Annotated in this window: 23 protein-coding genes and 1 tRNA gene; 15 read left to right on the top strand and 9 right to left on the bottom strand. The window is 67.4% G+C overall.

The genetic code is table 11. The features are described 5' to 3' along the window. Positions 1-9: 9 nt before the first annotated feature. The 5 genes from HUK68_RS04830 (at position 10) to HUK68_RS04810 (ending at position 4,196) form a co-directional block, all read left to right on the top strand. Positions 10-840 (top strand): ABC transporter ATP-binding protein, encoded by an 831-nt coding sequence (locus HUK68_RS04830; RefSeq protein WP_175503161.1) that lies wholly within the window; start codon positions 10-12, stop codon positions 838-840. A gap of 20 nt (positions 841-860) precedes the next feature. After that, positions 861-1,631: an ABC transporter permease gene (locus HUK68_RS04825; protein ID WP_175503160.1), complete on the top strand. Its 771-nt coding sequence runs from the start codon at positions 861-863 to the stop codon at positions 1,629-1,631. Positions 1,632-1,659: 28 nt separating this feature from the next. Beyond that, positions 1,660-2,190, top strand: a complete 531-nt coding sequence (locus HUK68_RS04820) for a nucleoside deaminase (RefSeq protein ID WP_244146255.1) — start codon at positions 1,660-1,662, stop codon at positions 2,188-2,190. A 28-nt stretch (positions 2,191-2,218) separates the two neighbouring features. Continuing rightward, positions 2,219-3,049 carry an urease accessory protein UreD gene (locus tag HUK68_RS04815; RefSeq protein ID WP_175503159.1) on the top strand — a complete coding sequence of 277 codons (831 nt, stop codon included), beginning with the start codon at positions 2,219-2,221 and terminating at the stop codon, positions 3,047-3,049. Between the two features lie 82 nt (positions 3,050-3,131). Continuing rightward, positions 3,132-4,196, top strand: coding sequence for a 6-phosphofructokinase (locus HUK68_RS04810; protein ID WP_175503158.1), 1,065 nt, complete (start codon positions 3,132-3,134; stop codon positions 4,194-4,196). A 172-nt stretch (positions 4,197-4,368) separates the two neighbouring features. Here the strand turns inward: HUK68_RS04810 and urtE are convergent, their stop codons facing one another. The 5 genes from urtE to urtA all read right to left on the bottom strand — a co-directional run bounded on the left by urtE (position 4,369) and on the right by urtA (position 10,071). After that, a complete protein-coding gene (gene urtE, locus HUK68_RS04805) occupies positions 4,369-5,061 on the bottom strand; it encodes an urea ABC transporter ATP-binding subunit UrtE (protein ID WP_175503157.1) in 693 nt (230 codons plus the stop codon). A gap of 4 nt (positions 5,062-5,065) precedes the next feature. Further along, a complete protein-coding gene (gene urtD / locus HUK68_RS04800) occupies positions 5,066-5,944 on the bottom strand; it encodes an urea ABC transporter ATP-binding protein UrtD (protein ID WP_175503156.1) in 879 nt (292 codons plus the stop codon). Next, positions 5,941-7,089 (bottom strand): urea ABC transporter permease subunit UrtC, encoded by a 1,149-nt coding sequence (gene urtC / locus HUK68_RS04795; protein WP_175503155.1) that lies wholly within the window; start codon positions 7,087-7,089, stop codon positions 5,941-5,943. Before urtC ends, urtD begins: the two co-directional genes overlap by 4 nt. A gap of 1 nt (position 7,090) precedes the next feature. Further along, complete coding sequence (gene urtB, locus HUK68_RS04790) at positions 7,091-8,710, bottom strand: urea ABC transporter permease subunit UrtB (protein ID WP_175503154.1); 1,620 nt, start codon at positions 8,708-8,710, stop codon at positions 7,091-7,093. 92 nt (positions 8,711-8,802) lie between these two features. Continuing rightward, entirely contained in the window at positions 8,803-10,071 is a 1,269-nt protein-coding gene (gene urtA, locus HUK68_RS04785) for an urea ABC transporter substrate-binding protein (RefSeq protein ID WP_175503153.1), read from the bottom strand. Between the two features lie 231 nt (positions 10,072-10,302). On the opposite strand from urtA, the gene HUK68_RS04780 reads away from it, so the two are divergent. Then, positions 10,303-11,709, top strand: a complete 1,407-nt coding sequence (locus HUK68_RS04780; RefSeq protein ID WP_175503152.1) for an ATP-binding cassette domain-containing protein — start codon at positions 10,303-10,305, stop codon at positions 11,707-11,709. Here the strand turns inward: HUK68_RS04780 and HUK68_RS04775 are convergent. From HUK68_RS04775 to HUK68_RS04765, 3 genes are all read right to left on the bottom strand, one after another. Beyond that, positions 11,706-12,242: an ankyrin repeat domain-containing protein gene (locus tag HUK68_RS04775; RefSeq protein WP_175503151.1), complete on the bottom strand. Its 537-nt coding sequence runs from the start codon at positions 12,240-12,242 to the stop codon at positions 11,706-11,708. The two genes, HUK68_RS04780 and HUK68_RS04775, sit on opposite strands and share 4 nt — an antisense overlap. 71 nt (positions 12,243-12,313) lie before the next feature. Continuing rightward, a complete protein-coding gene (locus tag HUK68_RS04770; RefSeq protein WP_244146254.1) occupies positions 12,314-13,300 on the bottom strand; it encodes a response regulator in 987 nt (328 codons plus the stop codon). A gap of 2 nt (positions 13,301-13,302) precedes the next feature. Further along, entirely contained in the window at positions 13,303-16,839 is a 3,537-nt protein-coding gene (locus tag HUK68_RS04765; protein WP_244146253.1) for a hybrid sensor histidine kinase/response regulator, read from the bottom strand. Positions 16,840-16,933: 94 nt separating this feature from the next. Between HUK68_RS04765 and HUK68_RS04760 the strand changes: the two genes are divergently transcribed. The 4 genes from HUK68_RS04760 to ureC are packed head-to-tail and all read left to right on the top strand — an operon-like array spanning position 16,934 to position 19,924. Then, the gene (locus tag HUK68_RS04760; protein ID WP_175505735.1) at positions 16,934-17,236 is read left to right on the top strand and encodes an urease subunit gamma; all 303 of its coding nucleotides are present in this window, start codon (positions 16,934-16,936) and stop codon (positions 17,234-17,236) included. Between the two features lie 21 nt (positions 17,237-17,257). Continuing rightward, on the top strand, positions 17,258-17,866 hold the full coding sequence (locus tag HUK68_RS04755; protein WP_175503148.1) for a HupE/UreJ family protein: 609 nt from the start codon (positions 17,258-17,260) through the stop codon (positions 17,864-17,866). A gap of 11 nt (positions 17,867-17,877) precedes the next feature. After that, positions 17,878-18,204 carry an urease subunit beta gene (locus HUK68_RS04750; RefSeq protein ID WP_175503147.1) on the top strand — a complete coding sequence of 109 codons (327 nt, stop codon included), beginning with the start codon at positions 17,878-17,880 and terminating at the stop codon, positions 18,202-18,204. A 1-nt stretch (position 18,205) separates the two neighbouring features. Further along, positions 18,206-19,924 carry an urease subunit alpha gene (gene ureC, locus HUK68_RS04745; protein WP_175503146.1) on the top strand — a complete coding sequence of 573 codons (1,719 nt, stop codon included), beginning with the start codon at positions 18,206-18,208 and terminating at the stop codon, positions 19,922-19,924. A 19-nt stretch (positions 19,925-19,943) separates the two neighbouring features. Here ureC and HUK68_RS04740 read toward each other — a convergent pair whose 3' ends face one another. Continuing rightward, on the bottom strand, positions 19,944-20,393 hold the full coding sequence (locus tag HUK68_RS04740; RefSeq protein ID WP_175503145.1) for a gamma-glutamylcyclotransferase family protein: 450 nt from the start codon (positions 20,391-20,393) through the stop codon (positions 19,944-19,946). A gap of 156 nt (positions 20,394-20,549) precedes the next feature. On the opposite strand from HUK68_RS04740, the gene ureE reads away from it, so the two are divergent. From ureE to HUK68_RS04715, 5 genes are all read left to right on the top strand, one after another. Further along, complete coding sequence (gene ureE / locus HUK68_RS04735) at positions 20,550-21,113, top strand: urease accessory protein UreE (RefSeq protein ID WP_175503144.1); 564 nt, start codon at positions 20,550-20,552, stop codon at positions 21,111-21,113. A gap of 132 nt (positions 21,114-21,245) precedes the next feature. After that, the gene (locus HUK68_RS04730) at positions 21,246-21,905 is read left to right on the top strand and encodes an urease accessory protein UreF (protein ID WP_244146322.1); all 660 of its coding nucleotides are present in this window, start codon (positions 21,246-21,248) and stop codon (positions 21,903-21,905) included. Next, complete coding sequence (ureG, locus tag HUK68_RS04725) at positions 21,902-22,561, top strand: urease accessory protein UreG (RefSeq protein ID WP_175503142.1); 660 nt, start codon at positions 21,902-21,904, stop codon at positions 22,559-22,561. Before HUK68_RS04730 ends, ureG begins: the two co-directional genes overlap by 4 nt. A 144-nt stretch (positions 22,562-22,705) precedes the next feature. Then, positions 22,706-24,259, top strand: a complete 1,554-nt coding sequence (locus HUK68_RS04720) for a GGDEF domain-containing protein (RefSeq protein WP_175503141.1) — start codon at positions 22,706-22,708, stop codon at positions 24,257-24,259. 48 nt (positions 24,260-24,307) lie between these two features. Further along, positions 24,308-24,395 (top strand) — tRNA-Ser (locus tag HUK68_RS04715). Positions 24,396-24,678 lie beyond the last annotated feature (283 nt).

The following is a 24,678-nucleotide window of genomic DNA, read 5'->3' as shown; positions in this document are numbered from 1 at the left end:
AAGAACCGCATGACGGACACCGCACCCCCCTTTGTCGACTTCCGCAACGTCTGGCTGGCCTATAACGACGAGCTGCGCGCGCAGAACCACTTTGCCGTCGAAGCCATCGACCTGCAGTTGCAGCAAGGCGAATTCATTGCCATCGTCGGGCCTTCGGGCTGCGGCAAGTCGACCTTCATGAAGCTCGCCACGGGCCTGCGCATGCCGTCCATCGGCCGCATCCTGATCGACGGCGAGCCCGTGACCGGCCCGCTGAAGATCTCGGGCATGGCCTTCCAGGCGCCTTCGCTGCTGCCCTGGCGCACCACCGTCGAGAACGTGCTGCTGCCGCTGGAGATCGTCGAGCCGCACCGCAGCCAGTTCAAGGCGCGCCGCGCGGAGTACGAGGAGCGCGCGCGCCGGCTGCTGCAAAAGGTCGGCCTGGCCGGCTACGAAGACAAGTTCCCCTGGCAGCTGTCGGGCGGCATGCAGCAGCGCGCGAGCATCTGCCGCGCGCTGATCCACGAACCCAAGCTGCTGCTGCTCGACGAGCCCTTTGGCGCGCTCGACGCGTTCACGCGCGAGGAGCTGTGGTGCATCCTGCGCGACCTCTGGACCGAGCAGAAATTCAATGTGATCCTGGTCACGCACGACCTGCGCGAATCGGTGTTTCTCGCCGACACGGTGTATGTGATGAGCAAGAGCCCGGGCCGCTTTGTCGTCAAGCGCGAGATCGAGCTGCCGCGACCGCGCGATCTGGAGCTGACCTATACCAAGGAATTCAGCGACATCGTGCACGAACTGCGCGGCCACATTGGCGCATTGCGCCATGCGACCCCAAGCATTGCAGCCAGCGTCTGAGCGCCAGCAGAAAGCCATCCATGAAAGTCTCCCCCCGTTTCCAGCGCTGGTCCCCGTGGCTGCTGATGCTGGCCATCGTGATCCTGTGGCAGGTCATCTGCTCCGCCTTCCAGGTCTCCGAGTTCATCTTTCCCAGCCCCTGGCTGATCCTCACGCAGTTCGTCGAGTTCAGCGGCGTGATTGCCATGCATGCCTGGCGCACCTACTGGGTGACCATGGCCGGTTTCGGCCTGGCGATTGTCGTCGGTGTGCTGCTGGGTTTCCTGATCGGCAGTTCGCGCCTGGCCTATGCCGCGCTGTACCCGCTGATGACGGCCTTCAACGCGCTGCCCAAGGCGGCATTCGTGCCGATCCTCGTGGTCTGGTTCGGCATCGGCGCGGGCCCGGCCATCCTCACGGCGTTCCTGATCAGCTTCTTCCCGATCATGGTCAACATCGCCACCGGCCTGGCCACGCTCGAGCCCGAACTCGAGGACGTGCTGCGCGTGCTGGGCGCCAAGCGCTGGGACGTGCTGACCAAGGTCGGCCTGCCGCGCTCGCTGCCCTACTTCTACGGCTCGCTCAAGGTCGCGATCACGCTGGCCTTCGTCGGCACCACGGTGTCGGAGATGACCGCCGCCAACGAGGGCATCGGCTATCTGCTGATCTCGGCCGGCTCGTCGATGCAGATGGGCCTGGCGTTCGCGGGCCTGCTGGTCGTGGGCGCCATGGCGATGGTCATGTACGAGCTGTTCAGCTGGGTCGAAAAGCGCACCACGGGCTGGGCGCACCGCGGCGCGCAGAACCACTGAGCCATTGCGTCAACCTGGGAGACATGACTTGAATCAGCCCTGCTCCCCCGCCGAGTCCGGCGCGCCCCCGCCCGTGCCGGGCGAGCCGGCCCATGACCTGGCCTGGCTGCGCCAGGCCATCCAGTGGGCGGCCACGGCGCGCGCGCGCGGCAACCGGCCGTTTGGCGCGGTGATCGTCTCCGCCGAGGGCCTGCTGCTGGCCGAGGCCTATTGCAACACCAGCGAGAGCGGCGACTGCACGGGCCATGCCGAGATCAACGCGCTGCGCCAGCTGCGCACCCCGGCCCAGCTCGAATGCCTGGCCCAGGCCACGCTTTATGCGTCGGCCGAGCCGTGCATGATGTGCGCGGGCGCGATACTGTGCAGCGGCATCCGGCGCGTGGTGTATGGCGTGTCGAACGACCGCCTGCGCCAGCTCTGCGGCCAGCGCATCGACGCCTTCCGCAGCAATATGGCGGCCGTGGAGCTGCTGGCGCTCGCGCCCCAGCCGATTGCCTGCGTCGGGCCGCTGCTGGCCGACGAGGCGCTCGAGCCGCATGCCGGCTACTGGGGCCACTGAGCCACCGCTGAACATTGGAATCCGCCGCATGGCATGGCTTGCAACACTGGAAATCGATTACGCCGTCTCGCACGGCAAAAGCGTCGTGCACCACCGCCACGACGGCCCGCTGCGCGTGCTGCGCAGCCTGTATCCCGAAGGCGCTGCGGTATGCCACAACGTGCTGGTGCACCCGCCCGGCGGGCTGGTGGGCGGCGACACGCTGGATATCCGCGCCCATGTGCAGGCCGGCGCGCATGCGCTGGTGACCACACCGGGCGCCACGCGTTTCTACCGCGCCGAGGGCGCTGCCGCCGTGCAGCAGACGCGGCTGGCGCTGGACGCAGGAGCGCGCATGGAATGGCTGCCGCTGGAAACCATTGCCTACAGTGGCTGCGAGGCGCACAACCGGCTGCGGCTCGAGCTGGCACCGGGCGCCGAGATGATCGGCTGGGATCTCACCGCGCTGGGACTGCCGAATGCCGGCCTGCCCTTTCTCGCGGGACGCTATACCCAGCATCTGGAGATCCCGGGCATCTGGCTCGAGCACGGCACGCTGGCCGCCGACGACACGCTGCTGATGGATGGCGCTCTGGGCCTGGCCGGCCAGCGCTGCTTCGCATCGCTGTTTTTCGTCGCCGGCAGCCCGATCGCACGCGAGCGCCGCGAAACCGCGCTGGAGCGGACGCGCGAACTCATCGAAGCCCATCCGCTGGCGGCGCGCTGCGGCGTCACCAGCCCGCACGATCAGGTGATCGTGCTGCGTGCGCTCGCGCCCGTGGTCGAGCCCGCGATGCAGCTGTGGCAGCAGGTCTGGCGGCTGTGGCGCGCGCATTTCTGGGATCTGCCCGCCGTCGCGCCGCGCATCTGGTCGATGTAGGGCGCGCCGCAGCCGCTTTGCCGCGCCGCGTTGGGTGAGAATGCAGCACTTTCCCCCAACGTTCCAGGAGAAAACCACTGCCATGCGCGTAGCCCTACTCACCGGCGGCGGCGACTGCCCCGGCCTCAATGCCGTCATCCGCGCGGTGACCAAATCGCTCATCCACCATGGCAACGCCGAGGTGCTGGGCATCGCCGACGGCTTCGAAGGCCTGATGGGCGAGAATCCGCGCGTCAAGCCGCTGGCCTGGGACGAGGTCTCGGGCATCCTGCACCAGGGCGGCACGATTCTCGGCACCAGCAACAGCGCCAACCCGCTGCGCGACGCGGCCACGCTGGCGCAGACCGGCGAGAACATCCGCCAGCTGGGCCTGGACGTGGTGGTGGCCATTGGCGGCGACGGCACGATGAGCCTGGCGCATGGCCTGGAGCAGGTCGGCCTGCGCTGCGTGGGCGTGCCCAAGACCATCGACAACGACATTGCCAACTGCGAGCGCAGCTTCGGCTTCGACACCGCCGTGGCCACGGTCACCGAAAGCCTGCGCCGCATCGAGAGCACGGCCATGAGCCACCACCGCGTGATGATCGTCGAGACCATGGGCCGGCATGCGGGCTGGCTCGCGCTCGAGGCGGGCATTGCCGGCGCGGCCGACATCATCCTGCTGCCCGAGATCGACTACGACCTGCAGGCGGTGATCCACGTCTGCCGCGCGCGCGAGGCGCGCCAGCGCTACACCATCATCTGCATCGGCGAAGGCGCGAAGGAAAGCGGCGCGAGCCAGACCGTGCGCGAGCAGGTGGCCGGCAGCCCGGACCCGGTGCGCCTGGGCGGCGTGGGCCATGTGCTGCGCGCGCGGCTGCAGCCGCACCTCAGAAGCGAAGTCCGCACCACGGTGCTGGGCCATGTGCAGCGCGGCGGCGACCCCACGCCCTTCGACCGCGTGCTGGCCACGCGCTTCGGCCACCACGCGGCGCAGCTGGTGATCCGCGGCGAATTCGGCCGCATGGTGACGCTGCAGGGTGGCCAGATCGGCAGCGTCGACATCGCGCGCGTGGCGAATGTGCAGCGCACGATCGCGCTCGATGACGGGCTGCTGGTGATGGCGCGGGATATCGGGATTTCGCTGGGGGAAATGCACACCCCCTGAGCGGCTTACGTCCTTGGCGGGCCCCCGCTTCCCCCTCTCATCCTTCGGTGAAGGGGGAGGCCCGCTCAGGGACGGCAGCCTCGGTGCGGGTGGCCCGCCTAGGGGCGGCTCTTCTTCGCTGCCCCCTTGCGGGGCTGCGCCAGTTTCACGCATCGCGCAGCATGGCAACCGTTCAAATCGCCACCAGCTGCCGTATCCCCTTCTCCTGCATCTCGCTGCCCGGCCCCTGCGCGATCACGGCGCCGCGCTGCATCACCAGGTACTGGTCGGCCAGTTCCTCGGCGAAGTCGTAGTACTGCTCGCACAGCAGCACCGCCATGCCGCGCTCGCGCGCCAGCATGCGGATCACGCGGCCGATGTCCTTGATGATGCTGGGCTGGATGCCCTCGGTGGGTTCATCGAGGATCAGCAGCTGCGGCCCGGGCGCGAGGGCGCGCGCAATCGCCAGCTGCTGCTGCTGGCCGCCCGAGAGATCGCCGCCGCGGCGCTGCAGCATCTGCTCGAGCACCGGAAACAGTTCGAACAGATCGGGGGGAATCGCCGTCCTGGCGCTGCGATACGCCAGCCCCATGCGCAGGTTTTCCTCGACGCTGAGGCGCGGGAAGATCTCGCGCCCCTGCGGCACGAAGCCGATGCCGGCGCGCGCGCGTTCATAGGGCGTGAGGCGCGATATCTCGCGGCCCTGCCATTCAATGCTGCCGCTGCGGATCGGCACGCGGCCCATCAGGCTCTTGAGCAGCGTGGTCTTGCCCACGCCGTTGCGCCCGAGCAGCACGGTGACCTGGCCCGGCTCGGCCTGCAGGCTCACGTCGCGCAGGATGTGCGAGCCGCCGTAGTACTGGTGGAGATTCTTGACTTTCAGCATGATTTCAGCGCCCCAGATAGACCTCGACCACGCGCTCGTCGGCCTGCACCTGGGCCAGCGGGCCCTCGGCCAGCACCGCGCCGTCGCACAGCACCGTGACCTTCTCCGAAATCGCGGCGATGAACGACATGTCGTGCTCGACCACCATCAGCGAATGCTGGCCCTTGAGGCGCAGGAACAGCTCGGCCGTGCGCACCGTTTCCTCGTCGGTCATGCCGGCCACGGGTTCGTCGAGCAGCAGCAGCCTGGGCTCCTGCATCAGCAGCATGCCGATCTCCAGCCACTGCTTCTGGCCATGGCTCAGCACGCCGGCCAGGCGCCCCACGGCAGCCGCGAGATGGATGGTGTGCAACACCTCGGCCAAACGGTCCTTTTGCGCGCTGTCGGGGCGAAAGAACATCGAGTGGCGCACGCCCTTGTGGGTCTTCAGCGCGAGTTCCAGGTTCTCGTACACCGTGAGGTTCTCGAACACCGTGGGCTTCTGGAACTTGCGGCCTATGCCCAGCTGCGCGATCTCGGGCTCGTTGTGGCGCAGCAGGTCGATGGTCGAGCCGAAGAACACCGTGCCGCGGTCGGGCCGGGTCTTGCCGGTGATGATGTCCATCATCGTGGTCTTGCCCGCGCCATTCGGGCCGATGATGCAGCGCAGCTCGCCGGGTGCGATATCGAGGTTCAGGCCGTTGATGGCCTTGAAGCCGTCGAAGCTCACGTGCACGTCTTCGAGGTACAGGATGCGTCCGTGGGTCACATCGACTTCGCCCGGCACGGCCATGCGCGCGTAGCTCGCGCTGCGCCCGCCCGAGTCGCCCGGCACCTGGGCCGCGCGCCGCGCCGCGAGCGCTTCGAGGCGCTCGGCGCCAGCATCCATCTGATCGGGGGTCATGGCAATTCTCCTGCCTCGGGTTTGGAGCGGCGCAGGCCGCGCAGCTGGCGCACCAGGCCGACGACGCCCTGCGGCAGGAACAGCGTCACACCGATGAACAGCGCGCCGAGGAAATACAGCCAGATCTCGGGCGCGCTCACGGTGAGCCAGCTCTTGGCGCCGTTGACGATGAACGCGCCGACGATCGGCCCGATCAGGCTCGCGCGCCCACCCACCGCGGCCCAGACCGCCATCTCGATGGAGTTGGCGGTGCTCATCTCGCCCGGGTTGATGATGCCCACCTGCGGCACATAGAGCGCGCCCGCGATGCCGCACATCATGGCGCTGATGCACCAGATCGTGAGCTTGTAGGGCAGCGGCGAGTAGCCCGAGAACATCACGCGCGTCTCGGCGTCGCGGATCGCCTGCAGCACGCGGCCGAACTTGCTCTGCACCAGCCAGCGCGCAAACAGGTAGCAGGCCAGCAGCATGCAGCCGGTGAGCACGAACAGGAACATGCGCATCTGCGGCGTCGCGATCGCCACGCCCAGGATGCGCTTGAAGTCGGTGAAACCGTTGTTGCCGCCAAGACCCGTCTCGTTGCGAAAGAACAGCAGCATCGCGGCATAGGTCAGCGCCTGCGTGATGATGGAGAAATACACGCCCTTGATGCGCGAACGGAACGCAAAGTAGCCGAACACGAAGGCCACCAGGCCCGGCACCGCGACCACCAGCAACAGCGTCGCAATGAAGCTGCCGCTGAGTTGCCAGTGCCAGGGCAGTTCCTTCCAGTCGAGGAACACCATGAAGTCGGGCAGCGTGCTGCCCGAATTGCCGTCGGCGCCGATCTGGCGCATCAGGTACATGCCCATCACATAGCCGCCGAGCGCGAAGAACAGCCCGTGGCCCAGGCTCAGAATGCCGGCGTAGCCCCAGATCAGGTCCATGGCCAGCGCGCAGATCGCGTAGCACATGATCTTGCCGAGCAGCGAGACCGCGTAGTCGGACAGATGGAACGCACTGCCGGCCGGCACCCACAGATTGAGCAGCGGCGCGACGGCGCAGATGGTGACCAGCGCCACCAGGAACAGCGCCCAGCCGCGGCGCGACAGCAGCGGCTTGGGGCCGGGCAGCACCAGAGAAGGAGTGGAATTATTTGCCAGCATTTCAAGCCTCCGCGCTGCGGCCCTTCATTGCAAAAATGCCTTGCGGGCGCTTCTGAATGAAGACGATGATGAACACCAGCACCGCGATCTTGGCCAGCACCGCTCCGGTCCAGCCTTCGAGGAATTTGCCCAGGATGCCCAGGCCCAGCGCCGCATAGACCGCGCCCAGCAACTGGCCCACGCCGCCCAGCACCACGACCATGAACGCATCGACGATGTAGCTCTGGCCCAGGTCGGGGCCGACATTGCCGACCTGGCTCAGCGCGCAGCCCGCCAGGCCGGCCACGCCCGACCCCAGCGCAAATGCCATGGTGTCGACGCGCGCCGTGTTCACGCCCACGCAGGCCGCCATGGCGCGGTTCTGCGTCACGCCGCGCACGAACAAGCCCAGGCGCGTGCGGCCGATGGTCCAGGCCATGGCCAGCAGCACCGCGGCCGCGAAGACGATGATCACCAGCCGGTTCAGCGGCAGTGTCAGATTGGGCAGCAGCTGCCAGCCGCCGCTCATCCAGGACGGGTTCTCGACGCCGACGTTCTGCGCGCCGAACAGGCTGCGCACCAGCTGCATCAGCACCAGGCTGATGCCCCAGGTGGCCAGCAGCGTCTCGAGCGGGCGGCCGTAGAGGAAGCGCAGCACCGTGCGTTCCATCAGCGCGCCGACCGCGGCCGCGGCCAGGAAGGACAGCGGCACGGCGGCCAGCAGATACGCGTCGAAAGCATTGGGCAGATAGGCCTGGAACAGGTTCTGCACCATATAGGTGGCATAGGCGCCGATCATCATCAGTTCGCCATGCGCCATGTTGATCACGCCCATCAGGCCGTAGGTGATGGCCAGGCCCAGCGCCACCAGCAGCAGGATGGAGCCCAGGCTGATGCCGGTGAACACCACGCCCAGGCGTTCGCCCCAGGCCAGGCGGTCATCGACCTGCGCCAGCGAGCGCCGCAGCTGCGCCTGCACGCGCTCGTCGCTTTCCTCGGCGAGGCGCGTCTGAAGCAGCAGCCGTGCCTGCGGCGAGCCGCTGTCGCCGAGCGCGGCGGCCGCGTCGCGGCGCTGCAGCACATCGCTGCTACCCAGCTGCGCGGCGGAGCGCGCGAGTTCCAGCGACTGGCGCGCCTGGGCATCCTTTTCCTGGGCCAGCGCGCGGTCCAGCAGCGGCAGGCGCTCGGGCGAGGGCTGCTTGAGCATGGCCTGCGCGGCCTCGCGCCGGCGCACGGTGTCGGGCGCAAACAGATCGAGCGCGGCCAGCGCGGCGGAGATCTCGCCGCGCAGCCGGTTGTTGTTCATGACGTCTTCGGCGCCTTCGGGCAGCGCCACGGCGGCGCCGCTCACGGGGTCGCTGGCCTGGCCGCCCTGCACGACGAGCGCGCGGCCGTCGGCGACCACCACGGCATCATCGGCCATGGCGCGCAGATAAGGGCCCAACGGCGCAGTGGGTGAGGCCAGCGCAGCTTCGATGGCGGCAATGCGCGCATCCGAGTCGCCCTGGGCCATGGCCAGCGCCTGCGCGGGCGTGAGCGCATGGGCCGCCGTCGCGCCCAGCAGCGCACAGGCCAGCGCCGCGCGGCGCAGCAGCGCTGCAGCGGCCGGGCGCAGGCCGGTGGTCAGAAAGTATCCAAGCATGGTGGTGCCGATTCCAATAAAGACGCGCGGCCTGCACTGCAGACCGCGCCAAGTGAGGCGCAGCAGCGGGATGCGCTGCTGCCGCGGTCAGATCACTTCTTTTCTGGTTCGTCTTTTTTCTTGTCGTTGCCGGGGATGTAAGGGCTCCAGGGCTTGGCCTTGATCGGCGCGGGCGTCTTCCAGACCACGTTGAACTGGCCGTCGGCCTTGATCTCGCCGATGAACACGTTCTTGTGCAGATGGTGGTTCTTCTCGTCCATCTTGCTGACGATGCCGCTGGGCGCCTTGAAGGTCTGGCCGGCCATGGCGGCAATCACCTTGTCCACGTCCGTGGACTTGGCCTTCTCCACGGCCTGCTTCCACATGTGGATGCCGATGTAGGTGGCTTCCATCGGGTCGTTGGTCAGCGGACGGTCCTTGTGGCCCGCAATGTTCTTGGCCTTGGCGTAGTCGCTCCACTTCTTGATGAACGCGGTGTTCTCGGGGTTCTTGAGCGACATGAAGTAGTTCCAGGCCGCGAGGTGGCCGACCAGCGGCTTGGTGTCGACGCCACGCAGCTCCTCCTCACCCACCGAGAAGGCCACGACGGGCACATCGGTGGCCTTGAGGCCGGCGTTGCCCAATTCCTTGTAGAACGGCACGTTGGAGTCGCCATTGATGGTCGAGACCACGGCAGTCTTGCCGCCCTGGCTGAACTTCTTGATGTCGGCGACGATGGTCTGGTAGTCGCTGTGGCCGAAGGGCGTGTACTTCTCGTCGATGTCGCTGTCCTTCACGCCCTTGGACTTGAGGTAGGCGCGCAGGATCTTGTTGGTGGTGCGCGGGTAGACGTAGTCGGTGCCCAGCAGCACCCAGCGCTTGGCGCTGCCGCCGTCCTTGCCCATCAGGTAGTCGACCGCGGGAATCGCCTGCTGGTTCGGCGCGGCGCCGGTGTAGAACACGTTCTTCGACAGCTCCTCGCCTTCGTACTGCACGGGGTAGAACAGCAGGCCGTTCATTTCCTCGACCACGGGCAGCACCGACTTGCGGCTCACGCTGGTCCAGCCGCCAAAGATCACCGCGACCTTGTCCTGGCCCAGCAACTGCTTGGCCTTCTCGGCAAACAGCGGCCAGTTCGATGCCGGATCAACGACCACCGGCTCGAGCTTCTTGCCCAGCACGCCGCCCGCGGCATTGATCTCCTCGACGGCCATCAGCACTGTGTCCTTGAGCACGGTTTCCGAGATCGCCATCGTGCCCGACAGGCTGTGCAGCACACCGATCTTGATGGTGTCGGCGGCCCAAGCCGGCAGCGCGCCAAAGCCGAGACCAGCGACGGCTGCCGCGGCAGCCAGGGATTGAAGGGTGAAACGACGTTGCATGGTCAGCGGCTCCTGAAGGGGTTGGACAGGTGCCGCAAAAGCCCTCGGCTTGGTTCAGCACCTTGGAACCAATGCTAGGGAGCGAGCCGCTTTCGGGATATACGCCGGATGGCGTATGGGGCGGCGATTCCTTTTGCCTGTCTTGAAGAATGCGCCCTCTTCCGGCATGCCGCACCCGCGATCCCGGTTCACTATCAAAATCTGCACCGGCTTCCGCAGGCTACCCGCACCATGCTGTTTCGCGACAAGCACCTTCTTTGCGCACTGGGGCTGACGCTGGCCCAACAACTGCTGCTCGCGTTTTCCACCTATTGCATCGCCAAGGCAGGTACCGCGTTGGCGCAAGGACACATCGGCCGCGTGCTGCGCGACATATCGCTGTTTTTCAGCTTGGCACTGGCGGCATACGTCACAAGTTCAATGGCAGCTTTTGCCGCCACCCGTGCTGCCGACCATATCTGGAAGGAATACGCGAACGCCACGCTTTCCAGCGCCACCGCCAGCCTGCAATACGCTTCGCAGAGCAACCGCAGATCCATGGCCCCATGGCTGGGCGGCGAAGCCTTGCCGACCATCGGGCATGCCTGCAATTTGTCGGTCGAACTGCTGTCGGCGAGCCTCAACATCGTGTTCACGCTCGCGGTGTTCCTGTTTGCCGTCGGCTGGCAAATCGCTTCAGCCATGGCGGCTGCGCTGGTGCTTTCCTTTGCGCTGGTCATGGTGCTGCGGCGCCGCATTGAATCCACCGCGGGAGAAATGCAGCAACGGCGGCAGCGCATGCTGGTGGGCATCGAACCTGCATGGGACCGCGCCATGTTTGGAACCCCGGCGATGCGTGCGTCGGGCTTTTGCACGCTGGAAGCGAAGATGCAGCGCTACTTCGGCGCGCTCAACCGGTATGTGCTGCTGGAGCAGGTGGTTGCCTGCAGCCCCATCATCATTTCCACCCTGGCCTTGATTGCGCTCCTGCAGTTCACCGATCTGTTCACCGCCTCGATTGCGGGCGCGCTGGTAGCCCTGCTGCCGCGCAGCCTGCAAGTATTTGGCAATGTCCATTCGCTCAGCGCCTCCCTGAGCCAGCTGTTGCTGGTGCGTGCCAGGCTGCGCAATCTCGCCGGGTTCTGCGCCGGGCTGGACCGATTCCGCATGCATGAGCTGCCGCTGCAGGCCATTTCCGTGGAGGGCGTAGAAAGGACGTGGGCGCCCGCGGAGCTGCTGGAGGCATTGGGTCGAAAAGGCCTGACACGCGGGCGCTTCACCGTGACGGGAGCCAATGGCGCGGGAAAATCCAGCTTCCTCAAGGCCATCAAGGAGGTGGCCGCGGACGCGCTGTTGCTCAACCCGGAGACCAGTTTCCTTGAGGCCGACAGCAGCCTGTCAACGGGCCAGAGACGCGTCAAGGAGATCGAGAATGCGCTTTCAATGGCGCCGACCTTGCTCATGCTCGATGAATGGGATGCAAATCTGGATGGAGACAATTGCCGGAAGATCGATCAGTTGCTGGACGAAGCTTCGCGGAAAATGGTCGTGATCGAGGTGAGGCATCTGCGGCCCGAGGAGCATTCGAGCACAACGTCCATCCTTCGACCGGGCCGCGCAGGCGGGCTCAGCAGGAACGATCGTCGAGGGGTGCCCTAAGCCGCCTGCGCGCGCAACACGGCCGCCGCCTCCTGTGCACCCATTGCCAGCGCGCAGCCCAGCGGCGTCGTGCCCTGGGCATCGGTGGCGTCGATGCGCGCACCGCGCGCGATCAGCAATTGCATGATGTCGAGGCGGTTGAACATAGCCGCGAACATCAGCGGCGTGCGGCCATCGGGCGAGGGACTGTCGACGCCGGCGCCATGGTCGAGCAGCAATTCGGCCATCGCCAGATCGCCCTTGAAGGCCACGCCGGCCAGCGGCGTCTGGCCGCGCAGATTGGCCAGCGCGGCATCGGCGCCGTGCTGCAGCAGGACCCGCGCCGCATCCGCATGGCCGTGGTAGCTGGCGAGCATCAGCAGGCTGTCGCCCTTGGCGTTGCGCAGATCGGGCGGCAGGCCCGCGGCCAGCCATTGGGCGAGGCTGTCGGCGTCGCCATTGCGCGCGGCATCGAACACCTTGTCGGCAAAGGCCAGGGTGGCGTCATCAAGATTGGCAGCAGCAGTGTCGTGGGCGGAGGAGCTTGAGGTCATGCGCCCGAGTTTAGGCAAGCCGGCGCAGTTGCGGGTTTGGAAATCTGGATGGCGGAGATTGCCGATTTCGATCACCCCGGCAGCCGCGCCATCGCCATCGCCGCGGCCGCGGTGCGCGTCTCGACGCCCAGCTTGGCGTAGATGCGCTCCAGATGCTTCTTCACCGTCGCCGGGCTGCTGCCGACGATCTCGGCGATGTCGCGGTTGATCTTGCCCTGGGCCAGCCAGTAGAGCACCTCGGCTTCCTTGCCGGTGATGCCGAAGCCCTGGCGCAGCGTCTCGCGCGCCGCAAGGTCGGACTCCTCGCGCATCACCAGCAGCAGCTCGCCCGGGCCGGACTCCTCGGCTTCGGGTGACGGCGGGTGCAGGCGCAGCACCAGCGTGCCCAGGCCCGGCGGGTCGCCCGGGTCCAGCGTCCAGCGCGGCGGCTCGGGCTGCTGCGCCAGCGTCGGCTGCTGGCGCTGCATCCAGGCGGTGATCTCGGCGGGCAGCGCCGGGCGCGGGCCGTCGATGCCCAGGTGGCGGCGCAGCAGCTCGCGCGCCAGCGGCGTCTGCCACAGCACGCGGCCGTCGGCGATGCGCACCGTGAGGCTGGCGTGGCCGAAGGCATCGAGCGCGCTGCGCGCCTGCAGCGCCTGCTGCTGCTGGGCGCGCGCGCGCCGCGCCGTGCCCAGGTGCACGCCCATGCGCGCCAGCACCTCGGCGGGCTTGATGGGCTTGGTCACATAGTCGACGCCGCCGGCCGCGAGCGCGGCGATCAGGTGCTCGGTTTCGGTCAGTCCGGTCATGAACACGATGGGAATCTGGGCCGTGCCGGCATCGGCCTTGAGCCGGCGCGCGACCTCGAAGCCGTCCATGCCGGGCATCAGCGCATCGAGCAGCACGATGTCGGGCCGGGCCTGCGCGGCACGCGCAAGAGCCGCCTCGCCGTTGGTGGCCACCAGCACCATGTAGCCGGCGGCATCGAGCGCGTCATGCAGCATGGCCAGGTTGTCGGGCACGTCGTCGACGATCAGCACCAGGCTGGCATCACGCGCGGTCGCAGGGAAGGAATCCATCATCAAGCCTTGTCATTCAATTGCGCCGCCATGGCCTCGAACTGGAACTGCTGCGCCTGCGCTTGCAGCCGCTGCCACAGCGCAGCGGCCTGCGGATGCTCCAGCGCGAGCTGGGCCAGCGCCTGCTCGACGCCGCGCATATAGCCCCAGTCCAGCGCCTGGCGCAGCGCGGCCAGCGCGGCATCGGGCACGCCGGCCAGTGCGGCGGCGGCCGGCGCCGCTGCGGCCGGAGTGGGCGATTGCTGCGCGGCGGGCGCCAGCGCCACCGGCGCGCTGCGCCACACCAGTTCCAGCCGGTCTTCGAGCCACTGCAGCAGCTCGCTGTGGCGCACCGGCTTCACCAGGAAATCCTGCGGCGTGATGCCCACGTCGTTGGGCATCTCGCGGTCGAACGCGTTGGCGGAAACAATCGCGCAGGCGACTTCGCCCAGCGACATCTCGCGTATCCGGCGCAGGCATTCCCAGCCGTCCATGCCCGGCATCGCCAAATCCATGAAGATCGCCTGCGGCCGGTAGCCCGCGCCCAGCAGCGCCAGCGCCTCGGCGCCGTTGGCCGCGTGCTGCACGGCAAATCCCAGCGGCACCAGCAGTTGCGCCAGCAGTTCGCGGTCGGCCTCCTCGTTGTCGACGACCAGCAGCCGGCGCGCCGCGCCCAGATAGCCCACGGGCCGCGGCATGACGGGCTGCAGCGTGGGCCCGCGCTCGAGCGAGGGCAGGAACAGGCGGATATGGAACGACGCGCCCTGCCCCGGCTGGCTGCTCACGGTGAGCGCGCCGCCCATCAGCTCGGTCAGCATCTTGGCCATGGTCAGCCCCAGGCCCGCGCCCGCGCTCGACTGCGCGCCCGAGCCGCGCGCGAAAGGCTCGAAGATCTGCGCCTGCTCGTCCTCGCCCAGGCCCGGGCCGGTGTCGATCACCGACACATGGGCCATCTGCCGGCTGTAGCGCACGCGCAGCGTCACCGAGCCGCGCGCGGTGAACTTGATCGCATTGCCCAGCAGATTGAACAGGATCTGGCGCAAGCGCTTTTCATCGCAGCGCACCCATTCGGGCAACTGGCCCTCGGGCGCGTAGTGAAAGGCCAGGCCCTTGGCCGCGGCCTGCAGCTCGAACATGCCGGCCATCTCCTGCAGGCCCGCGGCAAACCGCATCGGCTGCACCTGCAGCGCGAGCTTGCCCGACTCGATGCGCGCGATGTCCAGCGTGCCCTCGATCAGCGACAGCAGATGCTCGCCGCCGCGCCGGATCACGGCCACCGCCTGGCGCCGGTGCGGCGGCACGTCCGGGTCCTCGCCCATCAGCTGGGCATAGCCCAGGATGCTATTGAGCGGCGTGCGCAGCTCGTGGCTGATGGCGCTGATGTAGCGGCTCTTGGCCTGGTTGGCGAGATCGGCCGCGCGGTGCGCATCCTCGGCCACGGTGCGCGCGTCCTCGGCGGCGCGCCTTGCCTGCTGCAGCTGGCCGTCGGTGGCGCGGTGCAGCGCGATCTCGCGCACCAGCAGGCCGGTCTGTCGGTTCGACTCCTGCTGCGCGACCTTGCGGCTGTGCTGGGCCAGCACCAGCCACCACGCCACGACGCCCGAGACCAGCACCAGGCCCACGCCGACTTTGAGCAGTGCTGCCTGCAGCACCGCCTCGGCGCCGGTCAAAGCACTGGCCGGCAGGCTGCGCCCCAGCGTCTGCAGTTCCAGCAGATACAGCAGCCCGACCACCGCCGCCAGCGTCGGCACGATCAGCAGCATCAGCAGCAGGAAGTGCATCAGCCCCTTGTCCAGCAGCCGCCACATCTTCACCGGCAGCAGCCGGCGCAGCACCGTGCGCCATTGCACCGCGAGATGCGCCTGCGGCCGGCACAGGTCGCCGCAGCGCGCATCGAGCGTGCAGCACAGCGAGCAGATGCCGCCCTGGTAGGCCGGGCAGTGCACCATGTCGGGCGCTTCGTATTCGCGCTCGCAGACCACGCAGCGCTGCAGGCGCAGCGGCCCCGTGGAGGGCATGGCGGCGCACGCCGTGTTCCTGGCCGTGGGCACGAGGTAGTAGCGCCCGCGCGTCCACCACGCCAGCAGCGGCGAGGTGACCAGCGCCACGCCCATGGCAATCAGCGCCGAGAACGCCTGCGCCAGCGGTCCGAACGCGCCCAGGTGCGCGGCCACCGACAGCAGCGACGACAAAGCCATCGCGCCCACGCCCACGGGGTTGATGTCGTAGAGCCGCGCGCGCTTGAACTCGATGCCGCGCGGCGACCAGCCCAGCGGCTTGTTGATCACCAGATCGGCCACCACCGCCATGATCCAGGCGATCGCCAGGTTCGAGTACAGCCCCAGCACCTCGCCCAGCGCGCGGAACACGTTCATCTCCATCAGCATGAAGGCGATCAGCGTGTTGAACACCACCCACACCACGCGCCCCGGGTGGCTGTGCGTGATGCGCGAGAAGAAGTTGCTCCAGGCGAGCGAGCCCGCATACGCATTGGTGACATTGATCTTGAGCTGCGACAGCACCACGAACAGCGCCGTCGCCGCGACGGCCCAGCCGTAGTCGGGGAACACGTAGTTGTACGCCGCGAGGTACATCTGGTTCGGGTCCACGGCGTGGTCGGGCGGCACGGCCTGCGAGATCGCGAGATACGCCAGCAGCGCGCCGCCCAGCATCTTCGCCACGCCCAGCAGCACCCAGCCGGGCCCGCCCAGCATCACCGCGCCCCACCAGCGCCAGCGGTTGGCGGGCGTGCGCACCGGCATGAAGCGCAGATAGTCGGCCTGCTCGCCCATCTGCGTGATCAGCGCGATGCCCACCGTGAGGCCTGCACCAAACAGAGGCAGGCTGAAGGCCGCCGTCTGGCCTTCGCGCTGCGCGGCTGCACCCGGATAGTGCAGCACCTCGGAAAACACCCCAGGCTGGTGCATCAGCACGAACGCGAAGGGCACGATCAGCATCAACAGCCACAGCGGCTGGGTCCAGACCTGCAGCCGGCTGATGGCCGAGACGCCATGCGTGACCAGCGGAATCACCACCAGCGCGCAGATCAGATAGCCCCAGCGCGGTGGAATGTCGAGTGCGAGTTCGAGCGCATAGGCCATCACCGCGGCCTCGAGCGCAAAGAAGATGAAGGTGAAGCTGGCGTAGATCAGCGAGGTGATGCTCGAGCCGATGTAGCCGAAGCCCGCGCCGCGCGTGAGCAGGTCCATGTCCACACCGTGGCGCGCCGCATAGACGCTGATCGGCAGGCCCGCGGCAAAGATGATCAGTCCGGTGCAGACGATCGCCCAGAAGGCGTTGACGAAGCCGTACTGCACCAGCAGCGTCGCGCCCACGGCCTCGAGGATCAGGAACGACGCCGCGCCAAACGCGGTATGCGCCACGCCCCACTCCGACCAGCGGCGCGCGCGCTGCGGCGTGTAGCGCAGCGCGTAGTCCTCGAGCGTCTCGGTGGCCACCCAGCGGTTGTAGTCGCGCCGCACCTTCACCACGCGCTGCTGCGCGGGCGCGCCCAGGGGTTCAGCCGGCGGGCAATGGGGAGCGGGAGTGGCTTCAATCATGGCATTCGGACCGCGTGCAGCTTCCATGCCATGTCGCAGCATGGCACGTACCTTGCTGCAAACCCGGCATCTGCACCGCCTTCGCATCTACGCCATGGAACTGACTCCGCGCGAAAAAGACAAGCTGCTTTTGTTCACCGCCGCCCTGCTGGCCGAGCGCCGCAAGGCGCGTGGGCTCAAGCTCAACTACCCCGAGGCCATGGCGCTGATCAGCGCGGCCGTGATGGAAGGCGCGCGCGACGGCAAGACCGTGGCCCAGCTGATGAGCGAGGGCCGCACGGTGCTCACGCGCGCCGATGTCATGGACGGCATTGCCGAAATGATTCCCGACATCCAGGTCGAAGCCACCTTTCCCGACGGCACTAAGCTCGTGACCGTGCACGACCCCATCGTCTAAAACTTCCCATCCGCCATCGCCATGCAAGCCAAACCCCTCATTGCCACCGCCGCCGCGGCCCTTGCCGCGCTGCCCCTCGCCGCCCTGGCCCACCCGGCCGCGGGCGGCGCGCATTCGCACGGCCTGCTCGACACCGCGCTGCATGCCTTTGCCCACCCGTTCACCGGCGCCGACCACCTCGCGGCCATGGTCGCCGTGGGCGCATGGAGCGCACTCACGGTGCGCCCGGCCTGGCGCGCGCCCGCGGCGTTTGTCGCGCTGCTCGTGGCCGGCGCGCTCGCGGGGTTCGCGGGCCTGGCGCTGCCCGGCGTCGAGCCCATGATTGCCGCCTCGGTGCTGGTGCTGGGCCTGCTGCTGGCACTGCAGAAAAAGATGCCCTGGGGCGCGGCCGCGGCGCTGGCCGGCGTGTTTGCCTTCTTCCATGGCGCGGCGCATGGCTATGAACTCGCGGGCGACACCGGCCTCGCGGCGTTTGGCGCGCTGGCCGGCATGGCGCTGGGCTCGGCCGTGCTGCACCTGGCCGGCATGGCGCTGGGCCGCGTCGTATTGCAACGCCACCGCCTGCTCACGGCGCTCGGCGGTGCGGCCACGGCCGCGCTGGGCGTGTTCATGCTGGCCCGGCTGGCCTGAAGGAGCGCGCCATGGTGCCGGGTGAACTGCTTCTCGACACGGGCGAACACGCCCTCAACACGGGCCGCCGCTGCACCACGCTGCTGGTGCGCAACGCCAGCGACCGGCCCATCCAGGTCGGCTCGCATTACCACTTTGCCGAAACCAATGCCGGCCTGGACTTCGACCGCGGCGCGGCGCATGGCATGCGGCTGAACATCGCCAGCGGCATGGCCGTGCGCTTCGAGCCCGGCCAGCAGCGCACCGTCGAACTGGTCGACTTCGCAGGCGCGCGCCTGGTCTACGGCTTTCGCGGCCTGGTCCAGGGCGCGCTGGATCCACAGACTGGAGAACGCTGAGATGGCCACCATGGAACGCCGCGCCTACGCGGAAACCTTCGGCCCCACGACGGGCGACCGCGTGCGCCTGGCCGACACCGACCTGCTGCTCGAAGTCGAGCGCGACTACACGCTGGCCGCGGGCAGCTACGGCGAGGAAGTCAAATTCGGCGGCGGCAAGACCATCCGCGACGGCATGGCGCAAAGCCAGAAAAGCCGCGCCGAGGGCGCCATGGACACGGTGCTGACCAATGCGCTGATCGTCGACCACTGGGGCATCGTCAAGGCCGACATCGGCCTCAAGGGCGGCCGCATCGTCGCCATCGGCAAGGCCGGCAACCCCGACACCCAGCCCGGCGTCGACATCGTCATCGGCCCGGGCACGGAAATCATCAGCTGCGAAGGCATGATCGTCACGGCGGGCGGCGTCGACACGCACATCCACTTCATCGCGCCGCAGCAGATCGAGGAAGCGCTGACCAGCGGCATCACCACCATGATCGGCGGCGGCACGGGCCCGGCCACGGGCACCTTTGCCACCACCTGCACGCCCGGCCCCTGGCACATGGAACGCATGCTGCAGGCCGCCGATGCGTTTCCGATGAACCTGGGCTTCCTGGGCAAGGGCAACACCAGCCTGCCCGCGGGCCTGCACGAGCAGATCGATGCCGGCGCCATCGGCCTGAAGCTGCACGAGGACTGGGGCAGCACGCCCGCGGCCATCGACAACTGCTTGAGCGTGGCCGAGGCCACCGACACCCAGGTCGCCATCCACACCGACACGCTCAATGAAAGCGGCTTTGTCGAAGACACCGTGGCCGCGTTCAAGGGCCGCACCATCCACACCTTTCACACCGAAGGCGCGGGCGGCGGCCATGCGCCCGACATCCTGAAAGTGGTGGGACTGGAAAACGTGTTGCCCAGCTCGACCAATCCGACCCGGCCCTACACCATCAACACGCTCGACGAGCATGTCGACATGCTGATGGTGTGCCACCACCTCGACCCGTCGATCGCCGAGGACCTGGCGTTTGCCGAAAGCCGCATCCGCAAGGAGACGATTGCCGCCGAGGACATCCTGCATGACCTGGGCGCGATCAGCATGTTCAGCTCCGACAGCCAGGCCATGGGCCGCGTCGGCGAAGTGATACTGCGCACCTGGCAGACCGCGCACAAGATGAAGCTGCAGCGCGGCGCGCTGCCCGGCGACACGGCGCGCCACGACAATTTCCGCATCAAGCGCTACATCGCCAAATACACCATCAACCCGGCCATCGCGCATGGCATCAGCCATGAAGTCGGCAGCCTGGAGATCGGCAAGTGGGCCGACATCGTGATCTGGAAACCCGCGTTCTTCGGCGTCAAGCCGGCGCTGATCCTCAAGGGCGGCAGCATTGCGATGGCGGCGATGGGCGACCCGAACGCCTCGATCCCCACGCCCCAGCCGGTGCATTACCGGCCGATGTTCGCGTCGTATGGCGGCGCGCTGGCCCGGTCGTCGCTGACCTTTGTCTCGCAGGCCGGCCTGGCGAACGGCATTGGCGAGCGCTTCGGGCTGGCCAAGCCACTGTCGGCCGTGAAGCACATCCGCGGCATAGGCAAGCGCCACATGCTGCACAACGACTACGTGCCGGCGATGGAAGTCGATCCGCAGACCTACAGCGTGCGCGCCGACGGCCAGCTGCTGACCTGCGAGCCAGCGGTGTCGCTGCCCATGGCGCAGCGCTATTTCCTGTTCTGAAGGTGGCGCGGTGACGGCTTCAGCGCTCCTGGCGTGTCCACCAGCCCAGCCAGTCGTCGTCATCGATCAGCGCGCGCTCGTGCACCCCCGCGGGCTGCGCCTCGTAGACCAGCACCTGCACGGGCCGCGGGTCGCCGCCATCGAGCGGCAGCAGCTCCACATCGATGATGCGCTTGGCGTATTCGCCGATGTCCACGGGCCAGACTTCCTCGACGCGGTCCAGTTCGCGCTCGAGCCGGGGCGTGAGTTCATAGACCTCGGCCAGCACCTTGCAGCTGCCATCGAGTATCAGTCCAGGGTAGTGCCCCAGGTCATAGAGCTGCCCCGGCAGCCGGCAATGCCCGAGCCAGCGCACATCGGACTGCCAGCGCCGGATATCGTTGCTGCCGCCGCGGCGCAGCGTGCCATACACGGCCACCAGCGGGCAGCCGCAGGGGATATGGGGAGGAAGTTCGGTCGGGGTGGTCATGGGGGACATGCTAAAACGATTTGCCGTTACGCCCTAAAGCGTCCTTCGACAGGCTCAGGACGAACGGCGGTTATTTCCGTTCGTCCTGAGCTCCGTCGAAGGATGAACGTCCCCGCTCAAGTGCCCCACTGACGCCACCTCACTCCACAAGTACCCATGCTCTCCCTCCAGAAACTCATCCCCCAAGGCAAAGGCCTGGCGCGCGTTCTGCTGCAGCGCGCCGCCACCATCGAACTCGACTGGGACGTGCGCCAGAAAAGCCGCTTTGCCGCCACCGATTCGCAAGGCCGCTCGCTGGCCGTGTTCCTGCCGCGCGGCCAGGCCGTTCGCGGCGGCGATGTGCTCATTGCCGAAGATGGCTCGATGGTGCGCGTCATTGCCGCGCCGCAGAAGGTGCTGCACATCACCGCCTGCGCCACGCATGGCACGCCCTTCGACCTGATGCGCGCCGCCTACCATCTGGGCAACCGCCATGTGCCGATCGAACTGCAGCCCGACCATCTGAAGATCGAACCCGACCATGTGCTCGCAGACATGCTGCGCAGCATGCATCTCACGGTCGTTGCAAGCGAACTGCCGTTCGAGCCCGAGGGCGGCGCCTATGGCGGCCATGTGACCAATGATGGCCACAGCCACCACGGACATGGCCACGCGCACGGCCATGACCATGACCATGGGCACAGCCACGTGCATGGCCCGGGCTGCAATCACGCGCACTAATCCAAAACCATGGCCCTGCGTACCTCGAGCCCCACCGCGACACGCGCTCCCCTGCCCTGGCGCCGGCGCCAAGCCGCGGCCGCTGCCGCGCGGGCCGCGCCCGCCGTCGCGCCGCAAAGCCTGCTGCAGCTGATGTGGCTGGCCTCGCCCGCGCTGCCGATCGGCGGCTTCTCGTACTCGGAGGGCCTGGAAGCGGCCATCAGCAGCGGCTGGGTCCAGAGCGAAGCCGATGCCGCCCACTGGCTGGTGCAGCAGTTGCAGCTGACCCAGGCGCGCGGCGACATGGCAGCGATGGCCCAGGCCCTGCCCGCGTGGCACGCCAACGACCGCAGCCGCCTGGCCGCGCTCAATGCCTGGGTGCGCGAGACGCGCGAAAGCAGCGAGCTGCGCCTGCAGACCGAGCAGATGGGCCGCTCGCTGATCGCCTGGCTGCGCAACCAGTACAGCGAAGACGCGGCGCGGCTCGATGCCATCGAATGGCTGGCGGCGCAGGACGCGAGCTACCCGCTGGCCTTCTCGCTGGCCGCGCATTTCAGCGGCGCCAGCGCGCGCCCGGCGCTGCTGGCCTATAGCTTCGGCTGGGCCGAGAACATGGTGCAGGCCGCGATCAAGGCCGTGCCGCTGGGCCAGAGCGCGGGCCAGCGCATCCTGTCGCAGCTCAGCGCCGCCATCCCTGCGGCCGTCGACCACGCCCTGGCCCTGCCCGATGCGCAGCGCCAGGCCTTTTCTCCCATGCTGGCGATTCTTTCGGCCCAGCATGAAAACCAGTACTCACGACTGTTCCGATCATGAACTCGCCACTACACCACATCCCCCGCCGCAGCAAGAAGCTGCCCCCGCTGCGCGTCGGCATCGGCGGCCCCGTGGGCTCGGGCAAGACCACCCTGCTGGAAATGCTCTGCAAGGCCATGCGAGAGCAATACGACCTCGTAGCCATCACCAACGACATCTACACCAAGGAAGACCAGCGCCTGCTGACGATCAGCGGCGCGCTGCCCGCCGAACGCATCATGGGCGTCGAGACCGGCGGCTGCCCGCATACCGCGATCCGCGAAGACGCGTCGATCAATCTCGAAGCCATCGACCGCATGCTGGGCCAGTTTCCCGATGCCGACATCGTCTTCATCGAGTCGGGCGGCGACAACCTGGCCGCCACCTTCAGCCCGGAACTCTCCGACCTGACGATCTACGTGATCGACGTCGCCGCGGGCGAGAAGATCCCGCGCAAGGGCGGCCCGGGCATCACCAAGAGCGACCTGTTCATCATCAACAAGACCGACCTGGCGCCGCATGTGGGCGCCAACCTGGAAGTGATGCATGCCGACACCGTGCGCATGCGCACCACGCCCAAGGGCCTCAAGCCCTTTGCCATGACCAATCTCAAGACCCAGGAAGGCCTGGCCCAGGTGATCGCCTTCATCGAGACCCAGGGGCTGCTCAAGGCCTGACGCCCCTATGCCACGGCGCGGCGCGGGCCGCTTGACCGTGGTTCGCCGTGGCAAGCAGAATCGGTGGCGGTCGCCTGCCGCGACCCTCTGCTGCACTTGCTTTCGGGCGGGCGCATCCGCTGCCTCCTTTCCCCTTGCTGCCCGATGCCTCCCAACCTGCTGCGACGACCTGCGTTCTTCTGGATTGCCACGGGCGGCGTGGTGATGCTTCTGGCCGCGGCGGTTTCCTTCGTGCATCAGCTGCGCGAAGTGCAGCTCCAGGCGGAGCACAACTTCAGCAGCCGGACCGCGCTGGTGCAGAAGTTCGTGACGCTGAACCTCGACAAGCTCGAGGTCATGTCCTTGCTGCTGCGCCAGCATTACCATGCGCCGCCAGCACCCGGCGCCACAGCGCTGCCCGCCACGCAGCCGCATGGCGCGTTATGGGAGATCCAGCTGCCGTTGGTGCTGCCTGGTACCGACGAAGGCGATGCGCAGCGCACGGCCGTGGTGACCGGCCCCATGCCGCAGCAGCCATCGCCGCAGCAGCAGCGCGAAATCCTGGCCGCCGCGGCCATGGCGCCGCAGATACGCTCGGCGTTCAAGTACGACCCCGACGTCTTTCGCCTGTACTACCTCTCGGCACAGAAATTTCTCTACCTCGCCTCCCGGTCCGGCGACGAGCATGTGCATTTTTCCGAGGCGCTCTACCAGCGCCGCTATTGGAGCGTCGCGGGCCCGGCCAACAATCCCGCGCGGCGCACCGTGCTGCACGGGCCGTATCCCGATGCCGGCGGCCTGGGCATGGTCGTCACTTTTGCCCAGCCGGTCCATGACGGCGACCGCTTCCTGGGCATCGTTGCGCTGGACCTGGGCGTGGACAAGCTCCAGCGTCTCACCACGGTAGGCCGCAGCGCGGGCAGCAGCCTGCTGATCGACGCCAGCGAGGGCCTGGTCATCAGCGCGGCGGATATGACCCCGGGCCAACCGGTGCGCGCGCCGCTGCCCGACGGGACGCTGCGGTGGCAAAAAGACAGCGACGGCACGCGCTGGCTGCACAGCCAGGTCGCCAAGGACGATCTGTCGCTGGTGCACCGTCTCCCGCGCAACACCCTTTATGCGGCCGCCGCGGCGCGCAGCGTCGATACCTGGATCATCGTGCTGCTGTCGGGCGGCCTGTTCGTGCTGGCGCTGCGGCTCAGGCGCGCGGTGTCGGAAGTCCAGTGGCTGACCCAGATCGATCCGCTGACGCAGGTCTTGAACCGGCGCGGCTTGCAGCAACAGTCACGGGCCCTTCTGGCCCTGGCCCGGCGCAAGCGCCTCGCGGTGGCATTGGCGATCTATGACATCGATCATTTCAAGAAGATCAACGATAGCTACGGCCATCCCATTGGCGATGAAGTGCTCAAGCAACTCGGGAAGAACCTGCAGGCCGGCCTGCGCAAGAGCGACCTGTTCTGCCGCTGGGGCGGCGAGGAATTCGTGCTGCTCATGGTGCTGGACGTCCCGGAAAACGCTTCCGTCGTCGCGGAACGCATGCGCCAGATCGCGCAGCAGGCCCGTATCCCGACCGACGGCTCGGGCATCACCTTGAGCGCAGGCGTCGTGGTGCTGGCAGACGGCGAAAGCATCGACGCCGCGGTGACGCGTGCGGACCAGCATCTCTACGCCGCCAAGGCGGCCGGACGCAACCGTATCGTGTTTGGCGGCGCAAACTGAAGCCGTGGGCCGCCGGCCTCCGAACTATGTGTAAAATTGCGTCCTTCAGGAGGTTTGGGTGAGCGGTTTAAACCAGCAGTCTTGAAAACTGCCGACGGGCAACCGTCCGTGAGTTCGAATCTCACAGCCTCCGCCAAGAATACTTCTAAGCCCCTGTTTTCAGGGGCTTTTTTATTTATCACCCTAGTCTTTCTACCATACCATCTACCATTAGATTTCTGATTGATCCGGTCCTGTTCGGGCTGCATCGGACTGCAACTAGCAATCTTGTTTTTTCATTTCTAATTTTTTTGAACCACATATCACGAAGCTGAGGTCATCTACAGATCCTCACCAACCCAACGTCTCAAGCCCCTGTGTATCTGCGCAGGGGCTTTTTTGTCGCTGTGTATAGGAGACCACTTTGGAAATATCCATAC

Source organism: Comamonas antarctica (assembly GCF_013363755.1).
Lineage (GTDB): Bacteria > Pseudomonadota > Gammaproteobacteria > Burkholderiales > Burkholderiaceae_C > Comamonas > Comamonas antarctica.
Note: the sequence above shows the minus strand (reverse complement) of the source record. Positions and strands in the feature narration are given on the sequence as shown.